The organism is uncultured Flavobacterium sp. (assembly GCF_963975005.1).
GTDB lineage: Bacteria > Bacteroidota > Bacteroidia > Flavobacteriales > Flavobacteriaceae > Flavobacterium.
Window position 1 is genome coordinate 1 of record NZ_CAXBFR010000038.1, and the last position, 23,289, is coordinate 23,289.

The window sequence follows — 23,289 nt, forward strand, 5'->3', positions numbered from 1 at the left end:
ATCCCGTATTGTTTTACTAGACTTTCTATTGAATGTTATCAACAATTAAAACAATACGATAAAGCAGAAACTGCCATTTTATACAAATTAAAAATTTCTAAAACACCTACATTATATGTAGAATTAGGCTATAATTTTCAATTACAAAAAAACGAAACTAAAGCAACTGAAAACTATAATTTAGCTATAGAACAAGTGGTTTTGCAATCCAATTATGCTTATTCTGTGGCGTCGGTATTTGAACAAAAAACATTGTTAGATTGGGCAATCAAAGCATATGAAGTTGGAAAATTAGGAAATCCAAATTTAAACTTTGATTATCAAATTGCTTTATTAAACGGGCAAATGGGAAATTTAGATTTAATGGTTGAAAAACTGTTAGATTATTCTTTTAGCAATCAAAATAACACGCCACTTGTTCAAAATCAACTAACTAGATTTATTAGTGAAGACACTGAAGGAAATTTTACAGAGTATATTAAAAAAGCGCTTTTAATTAGAGTACAGAAAAATCAGGATATTTATTGGAATCAATTTTTGAGTTGGTATTTTATGCAACAAAAAGAATACGGAAAAGCATTTATACAAGAAAAAGCAATCTATAAACGAAATCCTGAAGGTTTTTACAACATAGTGAATTTAGCCAAATTTGCTATGGAAGAAAAAGAAAATGAAACGGCAAAAACCATTTTTCAATTCATTTTAGAAAATACTCAAGATTACGGTTTACAAATTATGGCTCACGATTTTTTAATTTCAATGCAAATTGAAGAATCTTCAGAAAAAGAATATCCAGTTATTCAACAAACAATAGAAAGTCTAGTAAAACAATACGGGATTTCTCCTTTCACTTTAGAATTGCAACTATTATCGGCACATTTTGATGCTTTTTATGTGAAACAATTTGACAAGGCAAAAGTTACTTTGGATAATGCCTTATCTCTTAGGTTAGCACCAAGACAAGAAAGTGAAGTTAAGATGGAGTTGGCTGATATTTTAGTTTTAGACGAAAAATTCAACCAAGCTATTTTGTATTATGCTCAAATTTCAGAAACTTTGAAAAATGATGAAAAATCTCATGAGGCAAGTATGAAAATGGCCGAAACTAGTTATTATAAGCAAGATTTTGATTGGGCATTACAACAAGTAAAGGTTTTAAAACAATCTTCAAGTTTATTGATTGCGAATGATGCAATCGAATTGTTTTTGTTAATTAGTGATAATTCAGCAGAAGATAGTATAAGAGTTGCCTTAAAAGCATTTTCAAAAGCAGATTTGCTAACTTATCAAAATAAGAATGAATTAGCTTTGGCCCAATTTTTAGAAATTCTTGAAAAATATAAAGGAGATACAATAGAAGATAATGCTCTTTTTAAAATCGCACAGATTTATGAAAAGAAGAAAGATTACACAAACGCTTTAGGTTATTATAAAAATATTTTAGACAATCATTCTGATGGAATTTATGTAGATGAAGCCTTATTTTATTCAGCTGAAATTTATAGAAAATATTTAAATGATAATGAAAATGCCAAACCGCTTTACGAGAAAATGATTTTTGAACATGCAGACAGTATTCATTTCACAGAAGCTAGAAAACAATTCCGTTTGCTTCGTGGAGATGCTATTTAAGAAAACACACTTTAAATGATTATATACAATGTTACCGTAAATATAGACCATTCAATCCATAACAAGTGGTTGCAATGGATGCAAAACAAACACATTTCAGATGTTTTAGCAACAGGATTATTCAACAATGCTAGGCTTGTAAAAGTTTTAGTAAATGAAGACGAAGGAGCAACTTATTCGGTTCAATTCTTTTCAGATTCAAAAGAAAAATTAAATGACTATTACCTAAACCATGCACCAAGATTACGAAAAGAAAGCTTAGAGCTTTTTGGGGATAAAATGCTTGCTTTTAGAACTGAATTGGAAGTTTTGAGTGAACATTTTCACTCTGAAAACTAGCCTAAAACCATTTACCCAAAACCCATTACCACAATACCATGTCAGTAAAAGCAAAAAAACATTTAGGTCAACATTTCCTAACAGATGAATCCATTGCTCAAAAAATAGCAGATGCATTGACTTATTCTGGCTATTCAAAAACTATAGAAGTTGGTCCAGGAATGGGTGTTTTGACAAAATATATTTTAGAAAAGCCTACAGAAACATTTGTAGTAGAAATTGACACAGAATCAGTAGAGTATTTACAAACACATTATTTAAATTTAGCAAATAATATAATTTCTAAGGATTTTTTAAAGTACGATTTGAACGAGATTTTTAAAGGAGAACAATTTGCCATCATTGGAAATTTTCCTTATAATATCTCTTCTCAAATTCTTTTCAAAGCTATAGAAATGCGAACTCAAGTTCCAGAATTTGCTGGAATGTTTCAAAAAGAAGTTGCGCTACGTATTTGTGAAAAAAAAGGAAGTAAAGTGTACGGAATTTTATCCGTTTTAACGCAAGCATTTTTTGATACGGAATATTTATTTACCGTGCCACCAGAAGTTTTTAATCCACCACCAAAAGTAGATTCAGGTGTTTTGCGTTTAACACGAAAAGAAAATTTTACTTTGCCTTGTGATGAAAAATTATTCTTTAGAGTAGTAAAAACAGCCTTTCAACAAAGACGAAAAACATTAAGAAATAGCCTAAAAACTTTTGCATTTTCGGATAGTTTAAAAGAAGATGTTATCTTTGACCTTCGACCAGAACAACTTTCGGTTGAACAATTTATAGAAATCACCCAAAAAATAGACGCCGATGGAGTTTAAAATCAGCAAAGAATTTATTGCTCAAATAGAGCAACTTATTAGTGAAAATAAAGAAAAAGAGCTACACGACTTACTTCTTGATGTTCACTTTGCTGATATTGCCGAAATTATGGACGAGCTTGATAGTCATGAAGCTAGTTATATTTTCAACACTTTAAATTCTGAGAAAACAGCTGAAATACTTTTAGAATTAGATGATGATGTTAGAGAGAAAATCCTTAGAAACTTATCACCTAAAGAAATTGCAGAAGAGTTAGATGAGCTAAGCACAAATGATGCCGCTGACATTATTGGGGAACTTTCTAAAGAAAGAAAAGAACAAGTAATTTCTGAACTAGAAGATGTTGAACATGCCAAAGATATTGTTGATTTACTTCGTTATGATGAAGATTCTGCTGGTGGTTTGATGGCAAAAGAGTTGGTGAAAGTCAATGAAAATTGGAATGTACTAACTTGTGTTAAGGAAATGCGCGCTCAAGCTGAAAATGTTACTAGAGTGCACTCTATTTATGTAGTTGATGATGATAATCGATTAAAAGGAAGGCTTTCATTAAAAGACTTATTAACCACTTCTACAAAAACGCCAATTGGTGATATATATATTGCAAAAGTCGATTATGTAAAGGTTGATACAGAGAATGTTGAGGTGGCTAGAATTATGCAAAAATATGACTTGGAAGCTATTCCGGTTGTAGATGAATTAGGACGTTTAGTGGGTCGAATTACTATTGATGATATTGTTGATGTAATTAAGGAAGAAGCCGACAAAGATTATCAATTAGCAGCAGGTATTTCACAAGATGTAGAAGCAGATGATAGTATTTTTGAATTAACAAAAGCACGATTACCTTGGTTAGTTTTAGCTCTTTTTGGTGGATTTATTTCGGTTAAAGTATTAGGTTTATATGGACCAGCTATGGATGTTCATCCAGAATTGTTCTTTTTTACACCATTAATTGCTGCAATGGCAGGAAATGTTGGCGTTCAATCGTCTGCGATTATTGTTCAAGGTTTAGCAAATAATGCTTTGTCTGGTTCATTGTTTAAACGATTATTAAAAGAATTATCATTAGGATTATTAAACGGATTTATATTAGCTGTTTTATTAATTATAGGTAGTTATTTTTTGCTAGACATTGATATGATAACAGGGTTTACAGTTTCATTAGCCTTACTTTCGGTCATTATTATGGCTTCTTTGATTGGAACTTTTATACCTATTATTCTAGATAAATATGGTGTTGATCCAGCACTTGCAACTGGGCCATTTATCACAACTAGTAACGATATAATGGGAATAATAATCTTTTTTTCTATTGCTAAAGTTATTTTAGGGTTTTAATATTAATCACAATCTTCAATAATAATTAGTTCTTTTTCAATTGGAGTTATTTTTTCTAAAACCCATTTATCAGTAATTTTATTTTCCCAATTCGTATTATATTTTATTTTTATAATTCCATTAGGAATTGCTTCTACATCTGTTTTCCATTCTTCATAAACAATCGGATGATTAAAAAAGGGCAAAAATGAACTACTATTTTTATCTGCTATAAAGTGAGTCTGAAACATATCTTTTCTTTTTTGGTATTTTAAAGGTTTATTAGATTTTATTACATAATGAAAACAGGGAACTTTATCAATAATTGTGTCTTTTAAGTTTTCAAAATAATATTCCTTTACCTTATATTTATAATGATATTCTCCTGAGTATGAAAGAGCTTCACAAGTAACAGAAATAGACTTTGTGTTATTAAACGCACTCTCATTTACATCAGAATTAACTCTAGGTTGTTTAGTTCCATTCATATCTCCAAAATAAAGACCAATGTTTAAACTGTCTCTTTTAAAAACAAGGATGGAATAATTATTTGCTTTAGAATTTATATAATAAGTTGGATTTGAAATCATCTTAGTTGAATCAATTTCATTTTTATATTCCAATACATAATCAAAATCATAAACCTTTTGTGCATAAAACCTTTGGCTTAATAAAAGGAGTAAGAGTAGTTTTTTCATTTTATAAAAATATGGTTTTAATTTAATTAGAAAAAGTTTTCTAAAAAAATTACCTTTAGCTTTTAAAACAAAACTATGTCGCCAAATACTATAAAAATCCTTCATATTGATTCTAATAATCCTTTATTATGGAATCAATTAAACGAGTTAGGATTTCAAAACGAAGAAGATTTTACTTCAACCAAAGAAGAAATCGAATCCAAAATTCATAAGTATCACGGAATTGTAATTCGCAGTCGTTTTAAAATTGATAGAACCTTTTTAGATAAAGCTACCAATCTGCAATTTATTGCTAGAGTAGGAGCTGGTTTAGAAAGTATTGATTGTGATTATGCAACTTCTAAAAACATTCAACTAATTGCTGCTCCAGAAGGGAATAGAAATGCTGTTGGTGAACAGGCATTAGGAATGTTGCTTTCTCTGTTTAACAACCTTAATAAAGCTAACGCAGAAGTAAAAAGCGGACAATGGAATCGTGAAGCCAATCGTGGGCATGAATTAGACGGAAAAATCGTTGGAATAATCGGCTTCGGAAATATGGGAAAAGCTTTTGCTAAAAAACTAAGAGGTTTTGAGGTTGAAGTTTTATGTTACGATATTCAGGAAAATGTTGCTGATGCCAATGCAAAACAAGTCAGCTTAAAAGTACTTCAAGAAAAAGCGGATGTGTTGAGTTTGCATATTCCATGGACACCAGAAACGGATAAAATGGTAAATGCTGCTTTCATAAATGCGTTTCAAAAACCATTTTGGTTAATCAACACAGCTCGTGGAAAAAGTGTTGTGACTTCAGATTTAGTGGAAGCCTTAAAATCAGGAAAAGTTTTAGGTGCTGGTTTAGATGTTTTGGAATACGAAAAACTATCTTTTGAAAATTTATTTGATGAAGAAAGTAAAAATGAAAGTTTCGAATATTTGCGTCAAGCGGAAAATGTATTGTTAACACCCCACATTGCTGGTTGGACTTTTGAAAGTCACGAAAAATTAGCCCAAACTATAGTTGATAAAATCAAAGCACTTTATAGTAAAGAAGCAATTTCAACAGTTGAAGAAAAGCGGGTTATCGGGATTGGTGGTTTTTTCTTCAAAACTGAAAATCCAAAAGAATTAAAAGATTGGTATAAAAATCATTTGGGATTAAATACAGATGATTATGGTTGCACTTTTTGGTGGAAAGATGAAAAAGGAGATGATTGTTCTACACAATGGAGCCCTTTTAAAAATGACACAGACTACTTTGAACCTTCAGAAAAGCAGTTCATGCAAAACTTTCGAGTACATGATTTAGAATCATTATTAAAAAAATTATTAAAAGAAGGTGTAACAATTATAGATGAAATGCAGACTTATGAGTATGGAAAGTTTGCTTGGATTCTTGACCCAGAAAACAATAAAATTGAACTATGGGAACCAATTGACTCAGCATTCAAATAAAAAACTTTCTAATACTAACTAACCAAAAACTAAATCGAAATGGAAACAACAAAAACACCTGAACAGTGGAATCAGCCTAGTGCAAATATTCCTGTATTTAAAGTAGACCCAATTGTAGTATTGCTTTTAAGCTTTATAACTTGTGGATTATACTTAATTTATTGGAACATTAAAGTTGCCGAAGTAATTAATGCTGTTTCGGATAGAGAAGTAATTTCTACGCCAATAGCTGTTTTTTCAGGATGTTGTTTGCCAGTAAACTTATATTTTTATTACGTAATAGGAAAAGAAGGTTTGCCAAATGTTTACAAATTAACTAAAGAGTTGGAAAAAGATCAGTCAACTTTATTAATTATATTAGGATTATTTTTTCCTTTTGCAGCTGCAATGATTGTACAAGGAGATATCAATAGATTATACTCATAAAACCTTTTGTTTTAAATAGAATTCTAGGTATTACAGGTGCTTTTGCAACACTTGTAATACCTTTTGTTTTGTGGTTTCAAAACAGCAATAATTCTTTAGATACAGAACAGTCTTTTTGTCCTTTAAAAATGGTTACTGGCTTTCCTTGTCCTTCATGTGGAATTACTAAATCAATAGTTTATTTTTATGATGGAAATTTGCTTAAAAGTTTAAGCTATCATTTATTTGGACCATTGGTAGTTGGTTTTTGTCTTTTTATTATTGTTCTTTTTTTAGTGGAATTAAAAACAAAGAAAACTTACTTTAGAGCATGGTTTTTCAATAGAAAATTAGCGTATTATTTAGCTGCTTTTTTAATTGGCTACCACGTTATAAGACTTGTGCTTTTTATAAAAGAAAACAATTGGGATTCTATTGTTGAACAATCAATTTGGGGGTAAATAGTAATGAGAAAGGCTCTAATAATATTATTTGGAATTATATTATGTTCAGTATTAACTGTCGGATTATTTTTTTTTTATTCAATTTCATCAATTGATATTGCTAGTAAAAAACAAATTGTCAAAATTGCTTTTCCAGAACTTAATGAGCAGCTTTTTTTTGAAGCAAACGTTTGGGGAATTTCAGGAAATCATGAAGAAATTATTCTCACTAATCATAAGGTTGAAGAAAATCCTACCTTAAGGAAAGACAACAACTATATATTTTACACATCTTCTGTTTTTTATAAAAAAGAAAAAAACAAATTAATTATTTACTGTCCAGAAAGCGGAATTTCAATACCAAAAAATAATTCTTATAAAGTTGAAATTAAAATCATCAGTCTAAAAAACTATAATGAAATTAAAGAATATGATGAAAATTATAAAAAATATGGTTTAACTAAAATTTCTGCCCTCTAAACTATCTATTTAAAATTCTTTTCCTTTTTTTCCAATTCTGCCTGAAATTCTTCCATTACAGGTTTTACCGTACTTTCAGGTAAATCAGCAATTCTTATATACATTAAACCGTCGACAGCATTATTGAATAATGGATCAACATTAAACGCAACAACTCTAGCATTTTGCTTGATGTATTTCTTAATTAAAACAGGTAAACGAAGATTTCCTGGTTCAATTTCGTCAATAATTTTGTCAAATTTATTCAAATCGGCTTCAGTTTCGTTGAATACAAAATCTTTATCAGCATCTTTTAGTTTTACTTTATATTCTTTTTTAGGATGAATATATTGCGCTACATAAGGATCGTAATAATGTGATTTCATAAACTCAATCATCAGCGATTTAGAAAAATCAGTAAATTGATTACTAATACTAACACCACCAATTAAATATTTATGTTCAGGATAGCGAAGTGTTGTATGAACAATTCCTTTCCACAATAAGAAAAGAGGCATTGGTTTTAGTTGGTATTCTTTTGTAATAAAAGCTCTTCCCATTTCTATTGAACTATTCATCATATCGAATAATTCAGGTTCAAATCTAAAAAGTTCATGCAAATAAAATCCATCAATTCCGTATTTTGGATATATATGAGAACCCAGTCCCATTCTATAAGCACCAGCTATTAACTGCGTTTCACTATCCCACAAGAACATGTGATGATAATATTGGTCATATTGGTCAAGATCTATGGATTCGTTTGTCCCTTCACCAACTTCTCTAAAAGTAATTTCTCTCAAACGACCAATTTCATGAAGAATATTCGGAATTTTATCGGCTGTTATAAAATAAACTTCATAGTTTTTACTTTGCAATAGACGGCAATCATTTTCTTGACAAAAAGCAACCTCTTCTATGATTTGTTGATGATTTGCAGGTAAAACTATTTGTTTTGGTAGTTTAGGAGCAGATAAATTTAAATTAGGAGCTTTTAGAAACGAACTTTCTTTTTCAAAAGAATTAGAAAGCATATAGGTTTTTCTTCTTAGGAATTCGCCATAAGCTTCTATGTTTTCAATTTCATTTTGTTCGTTTACTGAAATCGGCTTACCTATTCGAACTTTGATAACTCTTTTTCTTTGCGTTAAAACTTCACTAGGTAATTTAGCCGTTCTAAAAGTGTCGTTTAATCTGGATAAAAAATAAAACAACCTACTGTTTTTAGCATGAAAATATATAGGTACAACAGGTACATTTGCTTTTTTAATAAACTTCATAGAACCTTCTTCCCAAGGCTTGTCTACTACTAATTTACCGTCTTTATAAGTAGAAACTTCTCCAGCAGGAAAAACACCAAGAGGCTTGCCGTCACTTAAATGGCGTAATGCATCTTTCAATCCAGCAATACTAGATTTTGCGTCTTTGTGATTTTCAAACGGATTAACAGGCATAATATAAGGCTTCATAGGCTCTATTCTATGCAATAAAAAATTGGCAATTATTTTAAAATCAGGCTCTTTTTCAAGCATTAATTTTAATAATAGAACACCGTCAATTCCGCCTAAAGGATGATTAGAAATAGTTATATAAGCACCGTCTTTTGGTAAACGTTTTAAATCTTCTTCTGGAATTTCAAATTTAATTTCTAAATCACCAAGAAGCGCATCAAGAAAAGCAATGCCTTCTAAATGTTTATTTCGATTGTATAATTTATTTATCGTAGATATTTTGGTCAACTTCATCAGTAACCATCCCGAAAAAGTTCCAATAAAACCATATTTGTCTAAATTAATAGCCTTGGCTACTTCTTTGGCAGAAACTAATCCCATTTTAATTGTTTTTTTTGACCAGAAACAAAGATAAACAAAACAAATTAAATCAAAACCTTTAAAAAAACTATATATTAACAAATGATTAACCAGCCTAAAAATGCTAATAACGATGTTAATAAATATATAAAGGACCTTATAATTCCATTCAGTTTTTAGTACTTTTGAAGTAAATAAAATATTCATGAAGATTATCTCATATAACGTAAATGGTATTAGAGCAGCAATTGCAAAAGGATTTTTAGAATGGCTGCAGCAAGCCAATCCTGACGTGATTTGTTTGCAAGAAATCAAAGCCAATGAAGATCAAATTCCAATCGAAGAAATCACAAAAGCAGGTTATCCTTTTCAGTATTATTTTTCTGCTCAAAAAAAAGGATATAGTGGAGTGGCAATTTTGTGTAAAACAAAACCCAATCATGTTGAATTTGGTGCTGGTATAGAACATATGGATTTCGAAGGAAGAACACTTCGTGTCGATTTCGATACAGTTTCAGTTATGAGTTTGTATTTGCCGTCAGGAACAAATATTGAAAGATTAGACCATAAATTCATGTTTATGGATGATTTTCAAAGTTATATAAACGAGCTAAAAAAAGAGATACCAAATTTGATGATTTGTGGTGATTATAACATTTGTCATGAAGCAATTGATATTCATAATCCACTACAAAATAAAAACACATCTGGATTTTTGCCAGAGGAAAGAGCTTGGTTAGATAAATTTATGAAATCTGGATTTATTGATACATTTCGAAGTTTTAATAAAGAACCTCATAATTATAGTTGGTGGAGTTATAGAGCAGGAGCAAGAGGAAATAATAAAGGTTGGAGAATTGATTATTGCTTGGCAAATGAAAATTTAAAAGATAGATTAACAAGAGCCTTAATATTACCAGAGGCGAAACATTCAGACCATTGTCCGGTTTTAGTAGAAATTGATTAATTTTTAAATACAGTAACAATTTCAAAACTCAATAATAAATATAAAGACATTACCGTTTTGCCTAATATAAAAGAATAATAAATAACAAAAAAATGATAAAAAAACTTGCCCTAAGTTTAGTAGTTGTTGGATTAACAACTTCATGTGTTTCAAAAAAAATCTATAATGATTTAGAAAACAAATTTGCTGATGTTAAAAAAGAGCGAAATAACTTGTTTGATGAAAATGCAGTGCTGCAAAAAGACAAAAATGCTTTAGAAATTCAAACTAAAGATTTACAATCGCAATTCGATAAAACTAAAACGGAAAGAGACAAACTAGCTAATGATTACGCTGCTACGAAGAAAAGTTATGACAATTTAAAAGCTTCTTATGACGCTTTAGAAAAAGATAGTAATCAAGCTTTAGCAGCAAATATTAATAAAAACAGAGAGTTAATTGCGGAATTAGATGCCAAGCAAAAAACATTAAACGCAGAACAAGATAGACTAAACAAATTGAAAGCTGATTTAGAAGCAAGTTCAAAACGCTTAAATGAATTAGAAGAAATGATTGCAGCAAAAGATGCTGGAATGAAAAAACTTAAAGACAATTTATCTAAAGCCTTAAATGCCTTTGAAGGAAAAGGATTAACGGTAGAACACAGAAACGGAAAAGTATATGTTTCTATGGAAAACAAATTGTTATTCGAATCTGGAAGCTATACGGTTGGAACTGAAGGTAAAAAAGCAGTTGTAGCTTTAGGAAAAGTATTGGGTGAAAATCCAGAAATTTCAGTTTTGATTGAAGGACATACAGATAACGATAAATTTTCGGGAAGCGTAGGTTCAATTGAAAATAATTGGGATTTATCTACAAAAAGAGCAACAGCAATCGTAAACATCTTAGCAGAAAACAAAACTATTGATAAAAAGAACTTAACAGCTGCTGGTCGTGGAGAATTTGCTCCAATGGCTTCAAACGACAACGCAATTGGAAAAGCAAAAAACAGAAGAATTGAAATTATATTAACACCAAAATTAGATGAGATTTCTAAAATGTTGAATGATTTAAATGATTAAAAATTTAGCATTAGAATATGTCAATTCAACCGTTTACAAAAAAATAAAATGCAAAATTACAGCTATTATAATTGACAAAGAAAGTCATGAATATGATGGCTGTGAGTTTGTATTAGATGAAAAAAGAATAATTTTCAGAAGTGCTAAAATTACACCAAAAAAAGTTGGGCAATTTGTAACGTTTTGGACAAGAAATGAAAAAGGAATAACCGAACCATTTTCAGAAAATGACACAATTGATTATTATGTTGTCAATGTTCAATCAGAAAATCAAGTGGGACAGTTTGTGTTTCCGATATCAGTTTTGATAGAGAAAGGAATTATTTCAACTTCCAAAAAAGATGGAAAAAGAGGTTTCAGAGTTTATCCAATTTGGGACAAAACAATAAGTCAACAAGCAGTTGCAACTCAAAAATGGCAATTGAACTATTTTTTTAAAGTCAATGATGACTTAAACTTGAATTTTGTAAAAAATTTATATTCAAATTAAATAGAAAACCTGTTAGTAGAAATATGAAACAGGTTTTTATTTTTATTAAGCTTAGCTACTTTGTATCTTTGTCACTTAGAAACTTAAAAAAGATGAAATATACTACTCTTCCAAATACCAATATTAAAATCAGTAAAATTTGCTTAGGTACAATGACTTTTGGCAATCAAAATACAGAAGCCGAAGCTCATTCACAATTAAATTACGCTGTTGAACGTGGCATAAATTTTATCGACACAGCCGAAATGTATCCTATTGGTGGAAATGCTCAAATTTTTGGAAGTACAGAAAAGCATATTGGAACTTGGATTCATAAACTTGGTCAATCGGAAAGAGAAAAATTAGTTATTGCAACCAAAATTGCTGGCCCAAATCGTGGCATGGAATACATTCGTCAACCTTTAGATTTTTCAAAAAAGAACATTCTCGATGCAGTTGAATTAAGTTTAAAAAATTTACAAACCGATTACATTGATTTATATCAAATGCATTGGCCAGAGCGTATCATGAATATGTTTGGACAAAGAGGTATTCAACAAATTGATGAAAATTGGCACTATTCTATTTTAGAAATCCTTCAGGTTTTTGATGGTTTGATAAAAGAAGGAAAAATAAAACACATTGGAGTTTCTAACGAAAACCCTTATGGTGTAATGCGTTATTTGATGGAAAGTGAAAAGCATAATTTACCTAAAATTGTAACGATTCAAAATCCTTATTCTTTATTAAATCGTTTGTATGAAGTTGGCTTGTCTGAAATTTGCATGCGAGAAAATGTGGGTTTAATAGCTTATTCTCCTTTAGCTTTTGGCTTTTTGACAGGAAAATATTTAGAAGGTTTTCCAGAAAAATCACGCATGAAAACATTTCCTAATTTCACGAGATATACCAATGAAAATTGTTTTAAAGCCACAAAATTATACAAAGATTTAGCCGAAGCAAATGGAATGACTTCTAGCGAAATGGCTTTAGCTTATGTAAATCAGCAAAAATTAGTTACTTCAACAATTGTTGGAGCTACTTCATTAGAACAACTAAAAGCAAATATTGATGCTTTTGATATAGTTTTGTCAGACGATATTTTAGTTGAAATTGAAAAAATTCAAGAATTAATTCCTAATCCAGCGCCTTAAAAAGTGTTCAGTGCTCAGTAATTAGTTGGCAGTTTTCTAATCTTTTACCAATTTAGAATTATAATTATTCCCATCAGTTGTTGAAATATTTACTATGTAAACTCCATTAGAAAGAGAAGTCACATCAATTGTATTTGATTTATTTTGCGAAACTTCTTTAGAAATAAGTAGTTTTCCAGAAACATCAAAAAGCTGAATTTGTTTTGCAAAACTTGCTCCTGAACTAGAAATCGTAATACTATTTTTTGCAGGATTTGGATATAAACTAAAACCACTATTTTCAAAATTACTTATTGAAGCTGTTGCAGTATCAACTATTTTATAAATCACACTTGAATTTGTAACATATAATTCACCATTCATGTCTTCACCAAAAGAGGTAAAATTATTGTTTCCTGAAAAGTTTGGAGTGTATGTAATTGCGTTTGTAGTTGTGTCAACATATCCAATTTTATTCACACAATAATCTGCAAAGAAATATTTGTTTAAAAAATTAGGATACATCGTTCCTGTATAGACATATCCACCCGTTATAGAGCAATTTCCACCGGAATGAGTGTATTGTGCAACAGGCATTGTTAAAGTTCCAATTGGAGGACAACCTGCTGTTTGATAAGCAACATTTCCTTCATAGCATTTCCAACCAAAATTTAAACCAGCAGTTAAAGGATTTGTGACTTTATTAATTTCTTCAATATTATTTTGCCCAACATCTCCAATCCATAAATCACCATTTAATCTGTTGAATGAAAATTTCCATGGATTTCTAACACCAATGGCCCAAATTTCATCATTTCCAGCAACACCAACATAAGGATTTCCAGCAGGAGAAGTGTAATAAGGAGCTATAGTTGTGTTTACATCAATACGAAGCATTTTACCTAAATTTTCATTAATGTTTTGTGCTCTGTTTTCTGGATCACCAGCACTTCCACCATCACCCATTCCAATATATAAATAACCATCAGGACCAAATTTTAAACTTCCTCCATTATGATTAGAATAAGGTTGAGAAATGGTCATTAAAATTGTTCCAGAATTTATAGCAACATCTGGATTTGAACTGTTGACAGAATATCTTGCAATAACAGTATTTCCTGAAGTATTGGTATAATTTACATAGAAATATCCATTAGAAGCATAATTAGGATGAAAAGCCAAACCCAACAAACCTCTTTCTCCACCAGAAGAAATGATACTTGAAAGATTTAAAAAGGGTGTTGAATTAATAGTTCCATTTGAATTTAAAACACGAATTAAACCACCTTGTTGAACCACAAATAAACGACTGTCTCCAGCGTGAGTAATTTCTACTGCTCCAGAAAAACCTGTAGCAAAAGATTGTATAGCTATGGTTTGAGAAAAAGCAATAGAAGAAGTAAAAGCTATAAGTAATAGTACTGATTTTTTCATAGTTTTTCTTTTCTTGTAAATATAAAGAAAAAACAATAAAAAAACGACTGAAAGTGTTAATTTTCAGTCGTTTAAAATTTTATCTAAGTAAAATTATAGGTTGTCTATTATTTTGTCTTTTGGATATTTTACTAAGTAACTAATTCTAATTTTCTTGGTTTCATTAGGTGCGAGTTTTAATTCCCATGTCATAACACCAGTTTCTTCGTTAACTTTTGCTTTGTCTTTTTCTAGAACTTCAATCGTAATTTCTTTATCAGTACTTATTGGATATTGATCTTTTAAAAGCATCTCAACCGTTTCTTTTTTATTGTTTCTAACTGTAATGTCATAAGTAAACGTTTGTTCTTTGTAAGCTGATAAGAATTTTGTTCCTGATTTATCCGTTACTTTTTCACGTTTAATTGAAATTTTCTTATCTCTTCCCATTGATAAACTTAAGGTATCAGCTGTTTGATTTGGATTGATAAATGTTTTTCCAACATACATTCCTTCAAAAATGATATTTGCTTCACCAGGCAATAAGTTGAATTTAGAATAATCATTAATTTGAGCTAATAAAAACGCTTCTTTTTCAACTCTTGGAACAGCATAATATCTATATGAAGCTGGTAATTTTATTTCTTTCAAGGCTACACTATGTGCTTTTCCATTTGATAAAATATCATAAGGAATTTCTATGTCGAATGAAACGTTTAATTGGTTTTCATTTACAGTTGTGTAATTTGAAATAGATGCAACTTCCATTTTTTTATCTTCTAATTCAATTACTGAAGCTTTTCCTTGAATTGTATTCATTTTTGCATTTTGATTTCTATAAGCATAAGCCACAGGATAACCATATCTTAAAAACCAAGCTTGTAAAATTGGCGCTTCATTGTTTTGATTAGGATTTCCGCTGGATAAAGTTAGTTTTACTTTTCTCCAATCAATTCCTGTGTTTTGAACTACTTTTGCTTTGTACATCATGTTAATTGGTTCTTTGATGTTTTCGGCACGTAAATCATAAAAAGGTTGCCAAGAAGCATTGTTGGTCATGTAATTTATGTCTAAATTCACATTTCCAGCTACTTCATTCATTACTTGAAGAATTAGTTTTCCTCTAGATGTTTTTTCTTCGTTTTTAGTATTGATTTCAAGTTTTGAATTCAGCCTTTTTAATTTTTCATTCAGCTTATTTTCTTTTTCTTGATAAGACGCTATTGCGTTACTTAACTCTGTTCTTTTTACTTTGTAATAATCGACTAATTTCATCAATTCAGTTACGTTTAAACCTGAATTTTGTCCTGCTACTTGTTGGTTTTTATCTAATAATTCAACCGTTTTTGAATGGGAAACTTTATCAATTTGAACTTTTGCAATTTCTTTTTGAACCCAATTGATACTATCTCTCACTTTTTTGATGGCAGGATTACTTTCATCAATTTCATATTCAGAAATATAATTCTGTGTAAACTGAACTGAAAGTACAGTCAACGAACTTGGAGCACCAATTTGAACGGTGTTTTCATTCAAATAATCAGCTACGTTTTTAATCACAATTTCACTTGTTCCTTTGGGAAGGATTAATGAAGTTGATTGCGAAAGTTCAGCACCATTTGTATAAACTGTTGCTGCATTTACTTTTGCTGAAGTAAAGATTGGTTTTTGAGCCAATGCTATTACTGAAACAAAAAGTGCTAGAATTAAAAGTATTTTTTTCATTTTGATTGTATTAATTTATTTTCTTTAAGTAATAATTTGTTTTTCTAAACCAACTTGATTGATTTCCGTTTGGATAACTATGAATATATTGTAAAGTTATGTGATTGTTTTTTAAAAATATAACAGTCCATTTTCCATTTAAAGGAGCACCTCTTGGTTCAATAGTAAATTCTGGTGGAAATTGCTTTAATAAAATCTCAGCTTGATTACTGTTTTTAAAAACACTTATGAGTTCTTCTTTAGAAATAAGTGGATTGTTTTTTCCAACATATAAAATATTAATAGTGCGTTTTGGACCTGGCAAATATTCTTCCCAACCTGTATGTTGCAAATATAAAAGTTCCCATTTAGAATCTAAATTAATTGAATCTAAACTTGAACCTACTGAAATTTCTTTTATAATTTCAATGTGCTTTTTTATAGAATCAGAATTGATTTCTAGTTTTAATTTTTTTTCAAATAAAAAACTTTCTGTTTCTTCTTTTTGTGAGAATGAAATTATTGAAGTTAATATAAGTAGTATTGTAAATGTTTTTTTCATGTGTTAAGATTTGTGTCTTTCTATTAAAGAGAGACATTTACATGAAAAGGTTGGAAAGTTTTTTGAAAAAATTTTGAAATTTAGTAAGTTTAGAGAAATCTAACCAAACAAAACGCCAACCACATCTTCAATTTTAGCCACTAATACAATTTTTATAAATGTATTTTTTAAAGCAATTTTGTTGTGTTTTGAAACCAAAATTGTAGTGAAACCTAATTTTTCAGCTTCTTGAATACGTTGGTCAATTCTATTTACTGGACGGATTTCACCTGACAATCCGACTTCACCAGCGAAACAAAATCCGTCTTCAATGGCAATGTCTTCATTAGAAGATAAAATAGCAGCCACAACGGCTAAATCAATAGCAGTGTCATCAACATTAATTCCACCAGTTATATTTAAAAAGACATCTTTTGTTCCTAATCGAAAACCTGCACGTTTTTCTAAGACAGCCAAAATCATATTTAAACGTTTAGCATTATAACCAGTTGTACTTCGTTGAGGTGTTCCATAAACCGCAGAACTCACTAGTGATTGAATTTCAATCATCAAAGGTCTCATGCCTTCTAATGTACAAGCAATTGCTGTTCCAGAAAGCGCTTCGTCTTTATGTGAAATTAATATTTCAGAAGGATTATCTACTTCGCGTAATCCACTTCCTAACATTTCATAAATTCCTAATTCAGCTGTAGAACCAAAACGATTTTTCAACGAACGAAGAATTCTGTAAACATGATTTCTATCACCTTCGAATTGAAGTACAGTATCCACCATGTGCTCTAATATTTTTGGACCAGCAATTGTTCCATCTTTTGTAATATGTCCAATCAAAATCACAGGAACGTTTGATTCTTTGGCATATTTAATTAATTCAGCGGTACATTCTCGAATTTGTGAAATACTTCCAGCAGAAGAATCAATATAATCTGTATGTAGAGTTTGAATGGAATCAATGATTACAATTTCAGGTTCAATATCCTGAATTTGCTTGAATATATTTTGCGTTTTTGTTTCCGTAAGAATATAGCAATTATCACTATTTGGCGTAATTCTTTCAGCACGCATTTTTATTTGCTTTTGGCTTTCTTCTCCAGAAACATAAAGCGTTCTGTAAGGTAGTTTTAAAGATATTTGAAGTAAAAGCGTACTTTTTCCAATTCCAGGTTCACCACCTAATAAAATTAAAGAACCAGGCACTATTCCGCCACCTAGAACTCTATTTAATTCATTATCATTCGTATTTAAACGAATTTCTTGAGAAGAATCTATTTCTTTAATTAATAAAGGCTTTGAGGCTTTTGAAGTAGTTCCAGAATCGCTTTTCCAAGTTTTCTTTTCTTCTTTTTGGATGATTTCTTCAACAATAGTGTTCCATTCTTTACAATTGTGGCATTGGCCTTGCCATTTTGAAAATGGAGTACCACAATTTTGACAAAAAAATGATGTTTTTACTTTACTCATTATTGACCTGCTCTTTTTCTTTTTAAATCTTCTAGTTTTTCAAGCATAAAGCTTTTTGTAAACATTCCAATATCCTTTAGAGAATATCCTTTTTCAACAGCCTTTATAGCCTTATCATAATTTCTGTCTTTTTCATAATAAGAAGCTTCAATAAATGAGGGTAACATCGTTTTTGGATATTCTTTACTAGCTATTTTTTCTAAATTTTTTAGTTCCTCGCTTGAACCATTTTTAGTAATTAAATTTTGAATAGCTAAAAAATCAATTAATCTAATTTTCATATCAACACCGTAAAGAGTATTAATATTTTTGTATTTTTCAGTTAGATAATCAACAAACCCAGTATTTTGGTTTTGAAGTTGTTTATATTCTTCTTTATTAATTGGTTGGTATCCTTTAAATACATGGTATAATGCTTGTGGAATAGCTACAGGAACCATCGAATAATGAGAGTAACCATCAAGTTGTAAATATTTATAAGAGACATTTTTATTTAAAACAGTCTTCAGATTTTCATCTAATAATTTTACTCTTTCGTAAATTGAAGTTTCATCTGTTGGCGAAGAAACTTGAAAATAACTTATGGGTTTTGACATCATTTTCATTCTATCCTCAATTCTATTTTCCATATCATAGGCTAAATCTGGACAAAATGAAATATATCCATCAAAGACAGGATTGTCTTTATAAAGGAAAAAGTTTAAAAAACCAGCAGTTGCATCATGACCTGCAATAACTTTATAGGGAACTGTTCTGTAATTATTATTAATAAATGGAATTACCTCAGTTGCAATAAACTCATAAAAATTACCGCTTTTTTCAGTAGGTAATCCATCTTCGTCTCCCTTAGAGTCAATGATTCTATCGTTGTTTTTTGCTTGATGAATTCCAACTAAGATTACTTCTGGCAAATCATCAAAATAATAACCATATTGAAGAGAACCGTTGAAAGGCTCCATTAAATATTCACAGTCTAAAAGATAAATAACTGGATATTTTTTATCTTTTTCAAATTCATATGATGGTGGTAATAAGATAGAAATCTGTCTAGATTTCCCCAATCTATTTGATTCAATAGTCTCTGTTTTCTTTTGAGCTAATGAAATAAAAGAGAGCGATAATAGTAGTATTATATATATGTTTTTCATGGTCAGTTTCTAGTAAAGAAATGGCAATTTAGTTAATTATTTGTGTTTATTAAAAAAATGCAATAACAAATACGACAAAAGACCCACTAATACGGTAAGTAATGTTTGTGAAGTCCAAATAATCCAGCCTAATGCAGCTCCGGCTCCTTTATTAATTCCATAAAGTAATAAAACAGTTTGAATTGAAATTGGAAAAGCTCCAATTCCTCCATTTGTAAAGCCAATAGCTACACTTCCAAAAATAAACCCCATTATTACAACACTAAATGCCATGTCAGAAGTTTCAGGAATAGCAAAAACGCAAACATAAAACATCAATAAATATAAAATCCAGATTAAAAAGGAAAAGAATAAGTATTTCCATCGATTTTTCATGACCAAAATGCTTGTCATTCCTTCAATCAATCCAGCAAATTTTTCTTTTATTTTTCCAACAATCTTCCAATTAGAACGAAACCAAATTAGTAAAAAGACAATTCCTAGAACAAATAAAACAATTCCTATTATAATTAATTTTGAAGGAGAAATATTGGAAAATATAAATTCACTTATAATATTAAATTGCAAAATGAATGCAATGAAAACAAATAATAAAAAAATCAGTAAATCAACAACCCTTTCGGCTACAATTGTACCAAACCCTTTATCAAAGGGCACATTTTCATATTTTTTTAATAAAACAGCTCTGGTAACTTCTCCAGATCGAGGAATTGTTAAATTAACAAAATAAGCGACTCCAACAGCAAAAAAATTGTTATGTAGTTTTGTGGTATATCCCAGATGATTTAAGCTATATTTCCATCTATAAGCTCTTGCCCAATAAGCAACTACTGAAATGCATAGCGATAAGAAAACATATGTATAGTCCGCATTTTTAAAATACAGTTTAATGTTTTCTAATTGTTCTGGAGTTAAGTTTGAGTATTGATAATAAATTAATCCAATTCCAATTAATAATGGAATTGTTAAACTGGCAACTTTTTTAAAAGGAGAAGCCAAAATTAGGTTAACAAATTACTCTTCTCGTTAGGAAAAACAAGTGCTGGTTTGAAAACTTTAGCTTCTTCGATGCCTAAAATTCCATAGGCGATAATGATGATAACATCACCTTTTTGTACTCTTCTAGCCGCTGGGCCATTAAGTGTTATTTCTCCAGATTTGCGATTTCCTTTGATGGTATAAGTTTCAAAACGTTCTCCGTTATTAATGTTAACAATTTGAACTTTTTCTCCTTCAATTAAGTTAGCGGCTTCCATTAACTCTTCGTCAATGGTTATACTTCCAATATAATTTAAATCGGCTCCAGTTACAGTTACTCTGTGAATCTTAGATTTTACTACGTGAATTTGCATGGTGCAAAAATAATTAATTAAGTGAAATATTATCTATTAATCTGATATTATCTATAAAAACGGCTATGAAAGCTCTATATTTTTTGTGCTTAGACTTTCTAATACAGGTTTTTAAAGTAGTTTCATCAGCAATTTCAAAGTATTCCAAGGTTAAGTTTTTGTTTTTTTCTAATGAGTGTTTTACCCAATTGCTTACTTCATTAGCACTTTTTGTGCCAAACTTTTCTTTGGCAGTCAACAAACTGTTGTAAATTATTGATGCTTCATCTCTGTCTTTTATAGAAAGTCTTTCATTTCTAGAACTCATTGCTAAACCATTGGCTTCTCTAAAAATAGGGCAACCAATAATGTTAACTTTTAAGTCATTTTTGGCTACTAGTTTTTTGACAATTTGTAATTGCTGAAAATCTTTTTCTCCAAAATAAGCATTTGTCGGTTTTACAATTTCGAATAATTTTTTTACGATTGTACCAACTCCATCAAAATGTCCTGGGCGATGTTTGCCTTCCATTTCATGTTCTATCCCATCATAATTAAATGATTTAGAGTTTGTCTTTCCTTCATAAATATCATCTACGGATGGAGCAAAAACTATACAATCTGAACAAATCGTTCTAATTTTTTCAATATCAATTTCTAAAGTTCTAGGATATTTTTCCAAATCTTGACTGTTGTTAAACTGTGTTGGATTTACAAAAATACTTACAACATTATAGTCATTTTCAGCTAAAGATTTTTTAATTAATGATAGATGCCCTTGATGAAGAGCACCCATTGTTGGGACAAAACCTATGGCACAATTTTTGTCCCAAATTGTTTTTAAATAAGCTGTTAAAAGGGCTTTTTCTTTAAAAATTTGCATCAATGATAATAATAAATTGACTGCAAACTTACTATTTTAGTAGATAAATACATAAAATTTTGTAATTTTGCATGTTTTATAATTTGAAAATAAACAATTTTATGGAGGATAAAAGGATTTTGTATGTGTCATCTGAAGTAGTTCCTTACTTAGCTGAAAACGAGGTGTCAATACAATCTTATGAATTACCAAAAATGATTAATGATGCTGGAGGGCAAATTAGAATTTTTATGCCTAGATATGGTAATATAAATGAAAGAAGACACCAGTTGCACGAAGTTATAAGACTATCAGGTATGAATTTGGTTGTAAATGATGTGGATATGCCTCTGATCATTAAAGTTGCTTCAATTCCGAAAGAGAGAATTCAGGTTTACTTTATTGACAACGATGAATATTTTAAAAGAAAAGCTACATTTTCCGATGAAGAAGGAGTTTTATATCCTGATAATGATGAAAGAGCTATCTTTTTTGCAAAAGGAGTTGTTGAAACAGTTAAGAAATTAAACTGGGTTCCAGATATTATCCATGTTCATGGGTGGATGGCTGCTCTTTTGCCAATATATTTAAAGCATTATTATAAAAATGAAGGAATTTTTAATGAAACAAAAATCATTACTTCAGTTTATAATCAGTCATTTGATGGTGAATTAGATAAAAAATTAATCAATAAGATGATTTTTGACGAAATACCTGAGACGAGTATTTCAGACTTAAAATCACCTAATTATGAAAACTTGTTAATGGCTTCAATTCAGCACTCAGACGGAGTTATAATTGCTTCGGATGATTTGTCATCAAGTTTAACAAAATATATAGAAAGTTCAAAAAAACCTTTTTTATCTTTCACACCTAAAGAAAGTTTCAATGAAGTTTATACAGACTTCTTAAAAAACAAGGTTTTAAAATAATAATAATAAATATGAATACATTCACTAAAGCAGTTTTACTTTTATTTGCTTTTACTTTTATTTCGTGTGATAAAGATTTTAACACACTTGGATCCGATATAGTTGGAGATGAGCATTTTAATTTTAAATTATATGACGAGGCAAGCTTAAGTTCATATATTAAAAGTACTGGTCCAGTTCAGACTAATAATTTACCAATTAATGAATTAGGAATTTATAATAATCCTGTTTTTGGCAAAACTAAAGCACATTTTGTTTCACAAATTGAAATGGTTAATCCTGATCCAAGTCTTGGGTACAATCATTATATAGATCCAATTAAGGACTCTGTTTATGTGTATATTCCATTTTACAGTACTTTAGAAAGCACTAGTACTGATGGTAATAGAACATATAAAATTGATTCAATTTATGGAGATAGTGATGCTAAGTTCAATCTTAAAGTATATGAAAATGGTTATTATTTAAGAGATTTTGACCCTTCAACTGATAATCAATCTACACAAAAATATTACTCTGACTTTAAACCAACAATCGACACATATAAAGGCTCTCAACTTTTAAATACTGGTGCGGCAAATGAAAACACTGATTTCTTTTTTGACAATAAAGAGATTATTATTTATAAAACTAATGGTAATGGACAATATTATGACAGTGAAAATGTTCTTACCAACGACCCTGATAAATATGTAATTAAGGAAAGAAAGACGCCTGGTATTTGGTTGAACTTAAACCAAGCAGCTATTAAAACTAGAATATTAGACGCGGTTGCTCAAGGGAAACTTTATAACAACAATGTATTTAAACAATATTTTAAAGGGTTGTATTTTGAAGTTGAAGAGAATGTAGCAAACCAAATTAGCTTCATTAATTAACCATTTATTCG

The 23,289-nt window shown here is 29.8% G+C and carries 24 protein-coding genes and 1 pseudogene; 15 read left to right on the forward strand and 10 right to left on the reverse strand.

Annotation, left to right across the window (positions count from 1 at the left end; translation table 11 throughout):
• From AACZ53_RS06370 to mgtE, 4 genes are all read left to right on the forward strand, one after another.
• The coding region (locus tag AACZ53_RS06370) for a tetratricopeptide repeat protein (RefSeq protein WP_339836004.1) at nt 1–1,632 on the forward strand (1,632 nt) is incomplete at its 5' end.
• A gap of 15 nt (nt 1,633–1,647) precedes the next feature.
• Nucleotides 1,648–1,971 (forward strand): DUF4286 family protein, encoded by a 324-nt coding sequence (locus tag AACZ53_RS06375; protein WP_026717659.1) that lies wholly within the window; start codon nt 1,648–1,650, stop codon nt 1,969–1,971.
• 38 nt (nt 1,972–2,009) lie between these two features.
• On the forward strand, nt 2,010–2,786 hold the full coding sequence (gene rsmA / locus AACZ53_RS06380; RefSeq protein ID WP_157496599.1) for a 16S rRNA (adenine(1518)-N(6)/adenine(1519)-N(6))-dimethyltransferase RsmA: 777 nt from the start codon (nt 2,010–2,012) through the stop codon (nt 2,784–2,786).
• Nucleotides 2,776–4,128: a magnesium transporter gene (gene mgtE / locus AACZ53_RS06385; protein WP_339836008.1), complete on the forward strand. Its 1,353-nt coding sequence runs from the start codon at nt 2,776–2,778 to the stop codon at nt 4,126–4,128. The genes rsmA and mgtE overlap by 11 nt, the downstream gene beginning before the upstream one ends.
• 2 nt (nt 4,129–4,130) lie before the next feature.
• On the opposite strand, the gene AACZ53_RS06390 is transcribed toward mgtE, so the two are convergent.
• Nucleotides 4,131–4,805, reverse strand: a complete 675-nt coding sequence (locus AACZ53_RS06390) for a hypothetical protein (RefSeq protein ID WP_339836011.1) — start codon at nt 4,803–4,805, stop codon at nt 4,131–4,133.
• A 75-nt stretch (nt 4,806–4,880) separates the two neighbouring features.
• Here AACZ53_RS06390 and AACZ53_RS06395 point away from each other — a divergent pair.
• The 5 genes and pseudogenes from AACZ53_RS06395 to AACZ53_RS06415 form a co-directional block, all read left to right on the forward strand.
• Nucleotides 4,881–5,828: pseudogene (locus AACZ53_RS06395) on the forward strand (2-hydroxyacid dehydrogenase); the annotation flags it as partial.
• Nucleotides 5,829–5,873: 45 nt separating this feature from the next.
• On the forward strand, nt 5,874–6,239 hold the full coding sequence (locus tag AACZ53_RS06400; protein ID WP_339836063.1) for a VOC family protein: 366 nt from the start codon (nt 5,874–5,876) through the stop codon (nt 6,237–6,239).
• A 39-nt stretch (nt 6,240–6,278) separates the two neighbouring features.
• Nucleotides 6,279–6,665 carry a DUF4234 domain-containing protein gene (locus tag AACZ53_RS06405; RefSeq protein ID WP_339836014.1) on the forward strand — a complete coding sequence of 129 codons (387 nt, stop codon included), beginning with the start codon at nt 6,279–6,281 and terminating at the stop codon, nt 6,663–6,665.
• 68 nt (nt 6,666–6,733) lie between these two features.
• Complete coding sequence (locus AACZ53_RS06410) at nt 6,734–7,105, forward strand: DUF2752 domain-containing protein (RefSeq protein ID WP_339836017.1); 372 nt, start codon at nt 6,734–6,736, stop codon at nt 7,103–7,105.
• Between the two features lie 6 nt (nt 7,106–7,111).
• Nucleotides 7,112–7,567, forward strand: coding sequence for a hypothetical protein (locus tag AACZ53_RS06415; protein WP_339836020.1), 456 nt, complete (start codon nt 7,112–7,114; stop codon nt 7,565–7,567).
• A 5-nt stretch (nt 7,568–7,572) separates the two neighbouring features.
• Here the strand turns inward: AACZ53_RS06415 and AACZ53_RS06420 are convergent, their stop codons facing one another.
• A complete protein-coding gene (locus AACZ53_RS06420) occupies nt 7,573–9,378 on the reverse strand; it encodes a lysophospholipid acyltransferase family protein (RefSeq protein ID WP_339836022.1) in 1,806 nt (601 codons plus the stop codon).
• Between the two features lie 184 nt (nt 9,379–9,562).
• On the opposite strand from AACZ53_RS06420, the gene AACZ53_RS06425 reads away from it, so the two are divergent.
• The 4 genes from AACZ53_RS06425 to AACZ53_RS06440 all read left to right on the forward strand — a co-directional run bounded on the left by AACZ53_RS06425 (nt 9,563) and on the right by AACZ53_RS06440 (nt 13,008).
• Nucleotides 9,563–10,324: an exodeoxyribonuclease III gene (locus AACZ53_RS06425; protein ID WP_339836025.1), complete on the forward strand. Its 762-nt coding sequence runs from the start codon at nt 9,563–9,565 to the stop codon at nt 10,322–10,324.
• Nucleotides 10,325–10,416: 92 nt separating this feature from the next.
• Nucleotides 10,417–11,385 (forward strand): OmpA family protein, encoded by a 969-nt coding sequence (locus AACZ53_RS06430; RefSeq protein WP_339836028.1) that lies wholly within the window; start codon nt 10,417–10,419, stop codon nt 11,383–11,385.
• Complete coding sequence (locus tag AACZ53_RS06435; protein ID WP_339836029.1) at nt 11,378–11,875, forward strand: MepB family protein; 498 nt, start codon at nt 11,378–11,380, stop codon at nt 11,873–11,875. Before AACZ53_RS06430 ends, AACZ53_RS06435 begins: the two co-directional genes overlap by 8 nt.
• A gap of 92 nt (nt 11,876–11,967) precedes the next feature.
• Entirely contained in the window at nt 11,968–13,008 is a 1,041-nt protein-coding gene (locus tag AACZ53_RS06440; RefSeq protein ID WP_339836031.1) for an aldo/keto reductase, read from the forward strand.
• Nucleotides 13,009–13,044: 36 nt separating this feature from the next.
• On the opposite strand, the gene AACZ53_RS06445 is transcribed toward AACZ53_RS06440, so the two are convergent.
• The 8 genes from AACZ53_RS06445 to panC form a co-directional block, all read right to left on the reverse strand.
• Nucleotides 13,045–14,421: a PQQ-dependent sugar dehydrogenase gene (locus AACZ53_RS06445; RefSeq protein WP_339836033.1), complete on the reverse strand. Its 1,377-nt coding sequence runs from the start codon at nt 14,419–14,421 to the stop codon at nt 13,045–13,047.
• A gap of 93 nt (nt 14,422–14,514) precedes the next feature.
• The gene (locus AACZ53_RS06450; RefSeq protein ID WP_339836036.1) at nt 14,515–16,125 is read right to left on the reverse strand and encodes a DUF4139 domain-containing protein; all 1,611 of its coding nucleotides are present in this window, start codon (nt 16,123–16,125) and stop codon (nt 14,515–14,517) included.
• A gap of 10 nt (nt 16,126–16,135) precedes the next feature.
• Nucleotides 16,136–16,666, reverse strand: a complete 531-nt coding sequence (locus AACZ53_RS06455) for a hypothetical protein (protein ID WP_339836038.1) — start codon at nt 16,664–16,666, stop codon at nt 16,136–16,138.
• A 99-nt stretch (nt 16,667–16,765) separates the two neighbouring features.
• Nucleotides 16,766–18,127 carry a DNA repair protein RadA gene (radA, locus tag AACZ53_RS06460; protein WP_339836042.1) on the reverse strand — a complete coding sequence of 454 codons (1,362 nt, stop codon included), beginning with the start codon at nt 18,125–18,127 and terminating at the stop codon, nt 16,766–16,768.
• Nucleotides 18,127–19,275 carry an alpha/beta hydrolase-fold protein gene (locus tag AACZ53_RS06465; protein WP_339836045.1) on the reverse strand — a complete coding sequence of 383 codons (1,149 nt, stop codon included), beginning with the start codon at nt 19,273–19,275 and terminating at the stop codon, nt 18,127–18,129. Before AACZ53_RS06465 ends, radA begins: the two co-directional genes overlap by 1 nt.
• Before the next feature lie 36 nt (nt 19,276–19,311).
• Nucleotides 19,312–20,274, reverse strand: a complete 963-nt coding sequence (locus tag AACZ53_RS06470) for a lysylphosphatidylglycerol synthase transmembrane domain-containing protein (RefSeq protein WP_339836048.1) — start codon at nt 20,272–20,274, stop codon at nt 19,312–19,314.
• Nucleotides 20,275–20,276: 2 nt separating this feature from the next.
• Nucleotides 20,277–20,627 carry an aspartate 1-decarboxylase gene (panD, locus tag AACZ53_RS06475; protein WP_339836051.1) on the reverse strand — a complete coding sequence of 117 codons (351 nt, stop codon included), beginning with the start codon at nt 20,625–20,627 and terminating at the stop codon, nt 20,277–20,279.
• A 13-nt stretch (nt 20,628–20,640) separates the two neighbouring features.
• Nucleotides 20,641–21,489 (reverse strand): pantoate--beta-alanine ligase, encoded by an 849-nt coding sequence (panC, locus tag AACZ53_RS06480; protein ID WP_339836054.1) that lies wholly within the window; start codon nt 21,487–21,489, stop codon nt 20,641–20,643.
• Nucleotides 21,490–21,590: 101 nt separating this feature from the next.
• On the opposite strand from panC, the gene AACZ53_RS06485 reads away from it, so the two are divergent.
• Entirely contained in the window at nt 21,591–22,400 is an 810-nt protein-coding gene (locus tag AACZ53_RS06485; protein WP_339836057.1) for a glycogen/starch synthase, read from the forward strand.
• Between the two features lie 11 nt (nt 22,401–22,411).
• Nucleotides 22,412–23,278 carry a DUF4270 family protein gene (locus tag AACZ53_RS06490; protein WP_339836060.1) on the forward strand — a complete coding sequence of 289 codons (867 nt, stop codon included), beginning with the start codon at nt 22,412–22,414 and terminating at the stop codon, nt 23,276–23,278.
• The last annotated feature ends 11 nt before the right edge of the window (nt 23,279–23,289 follow it).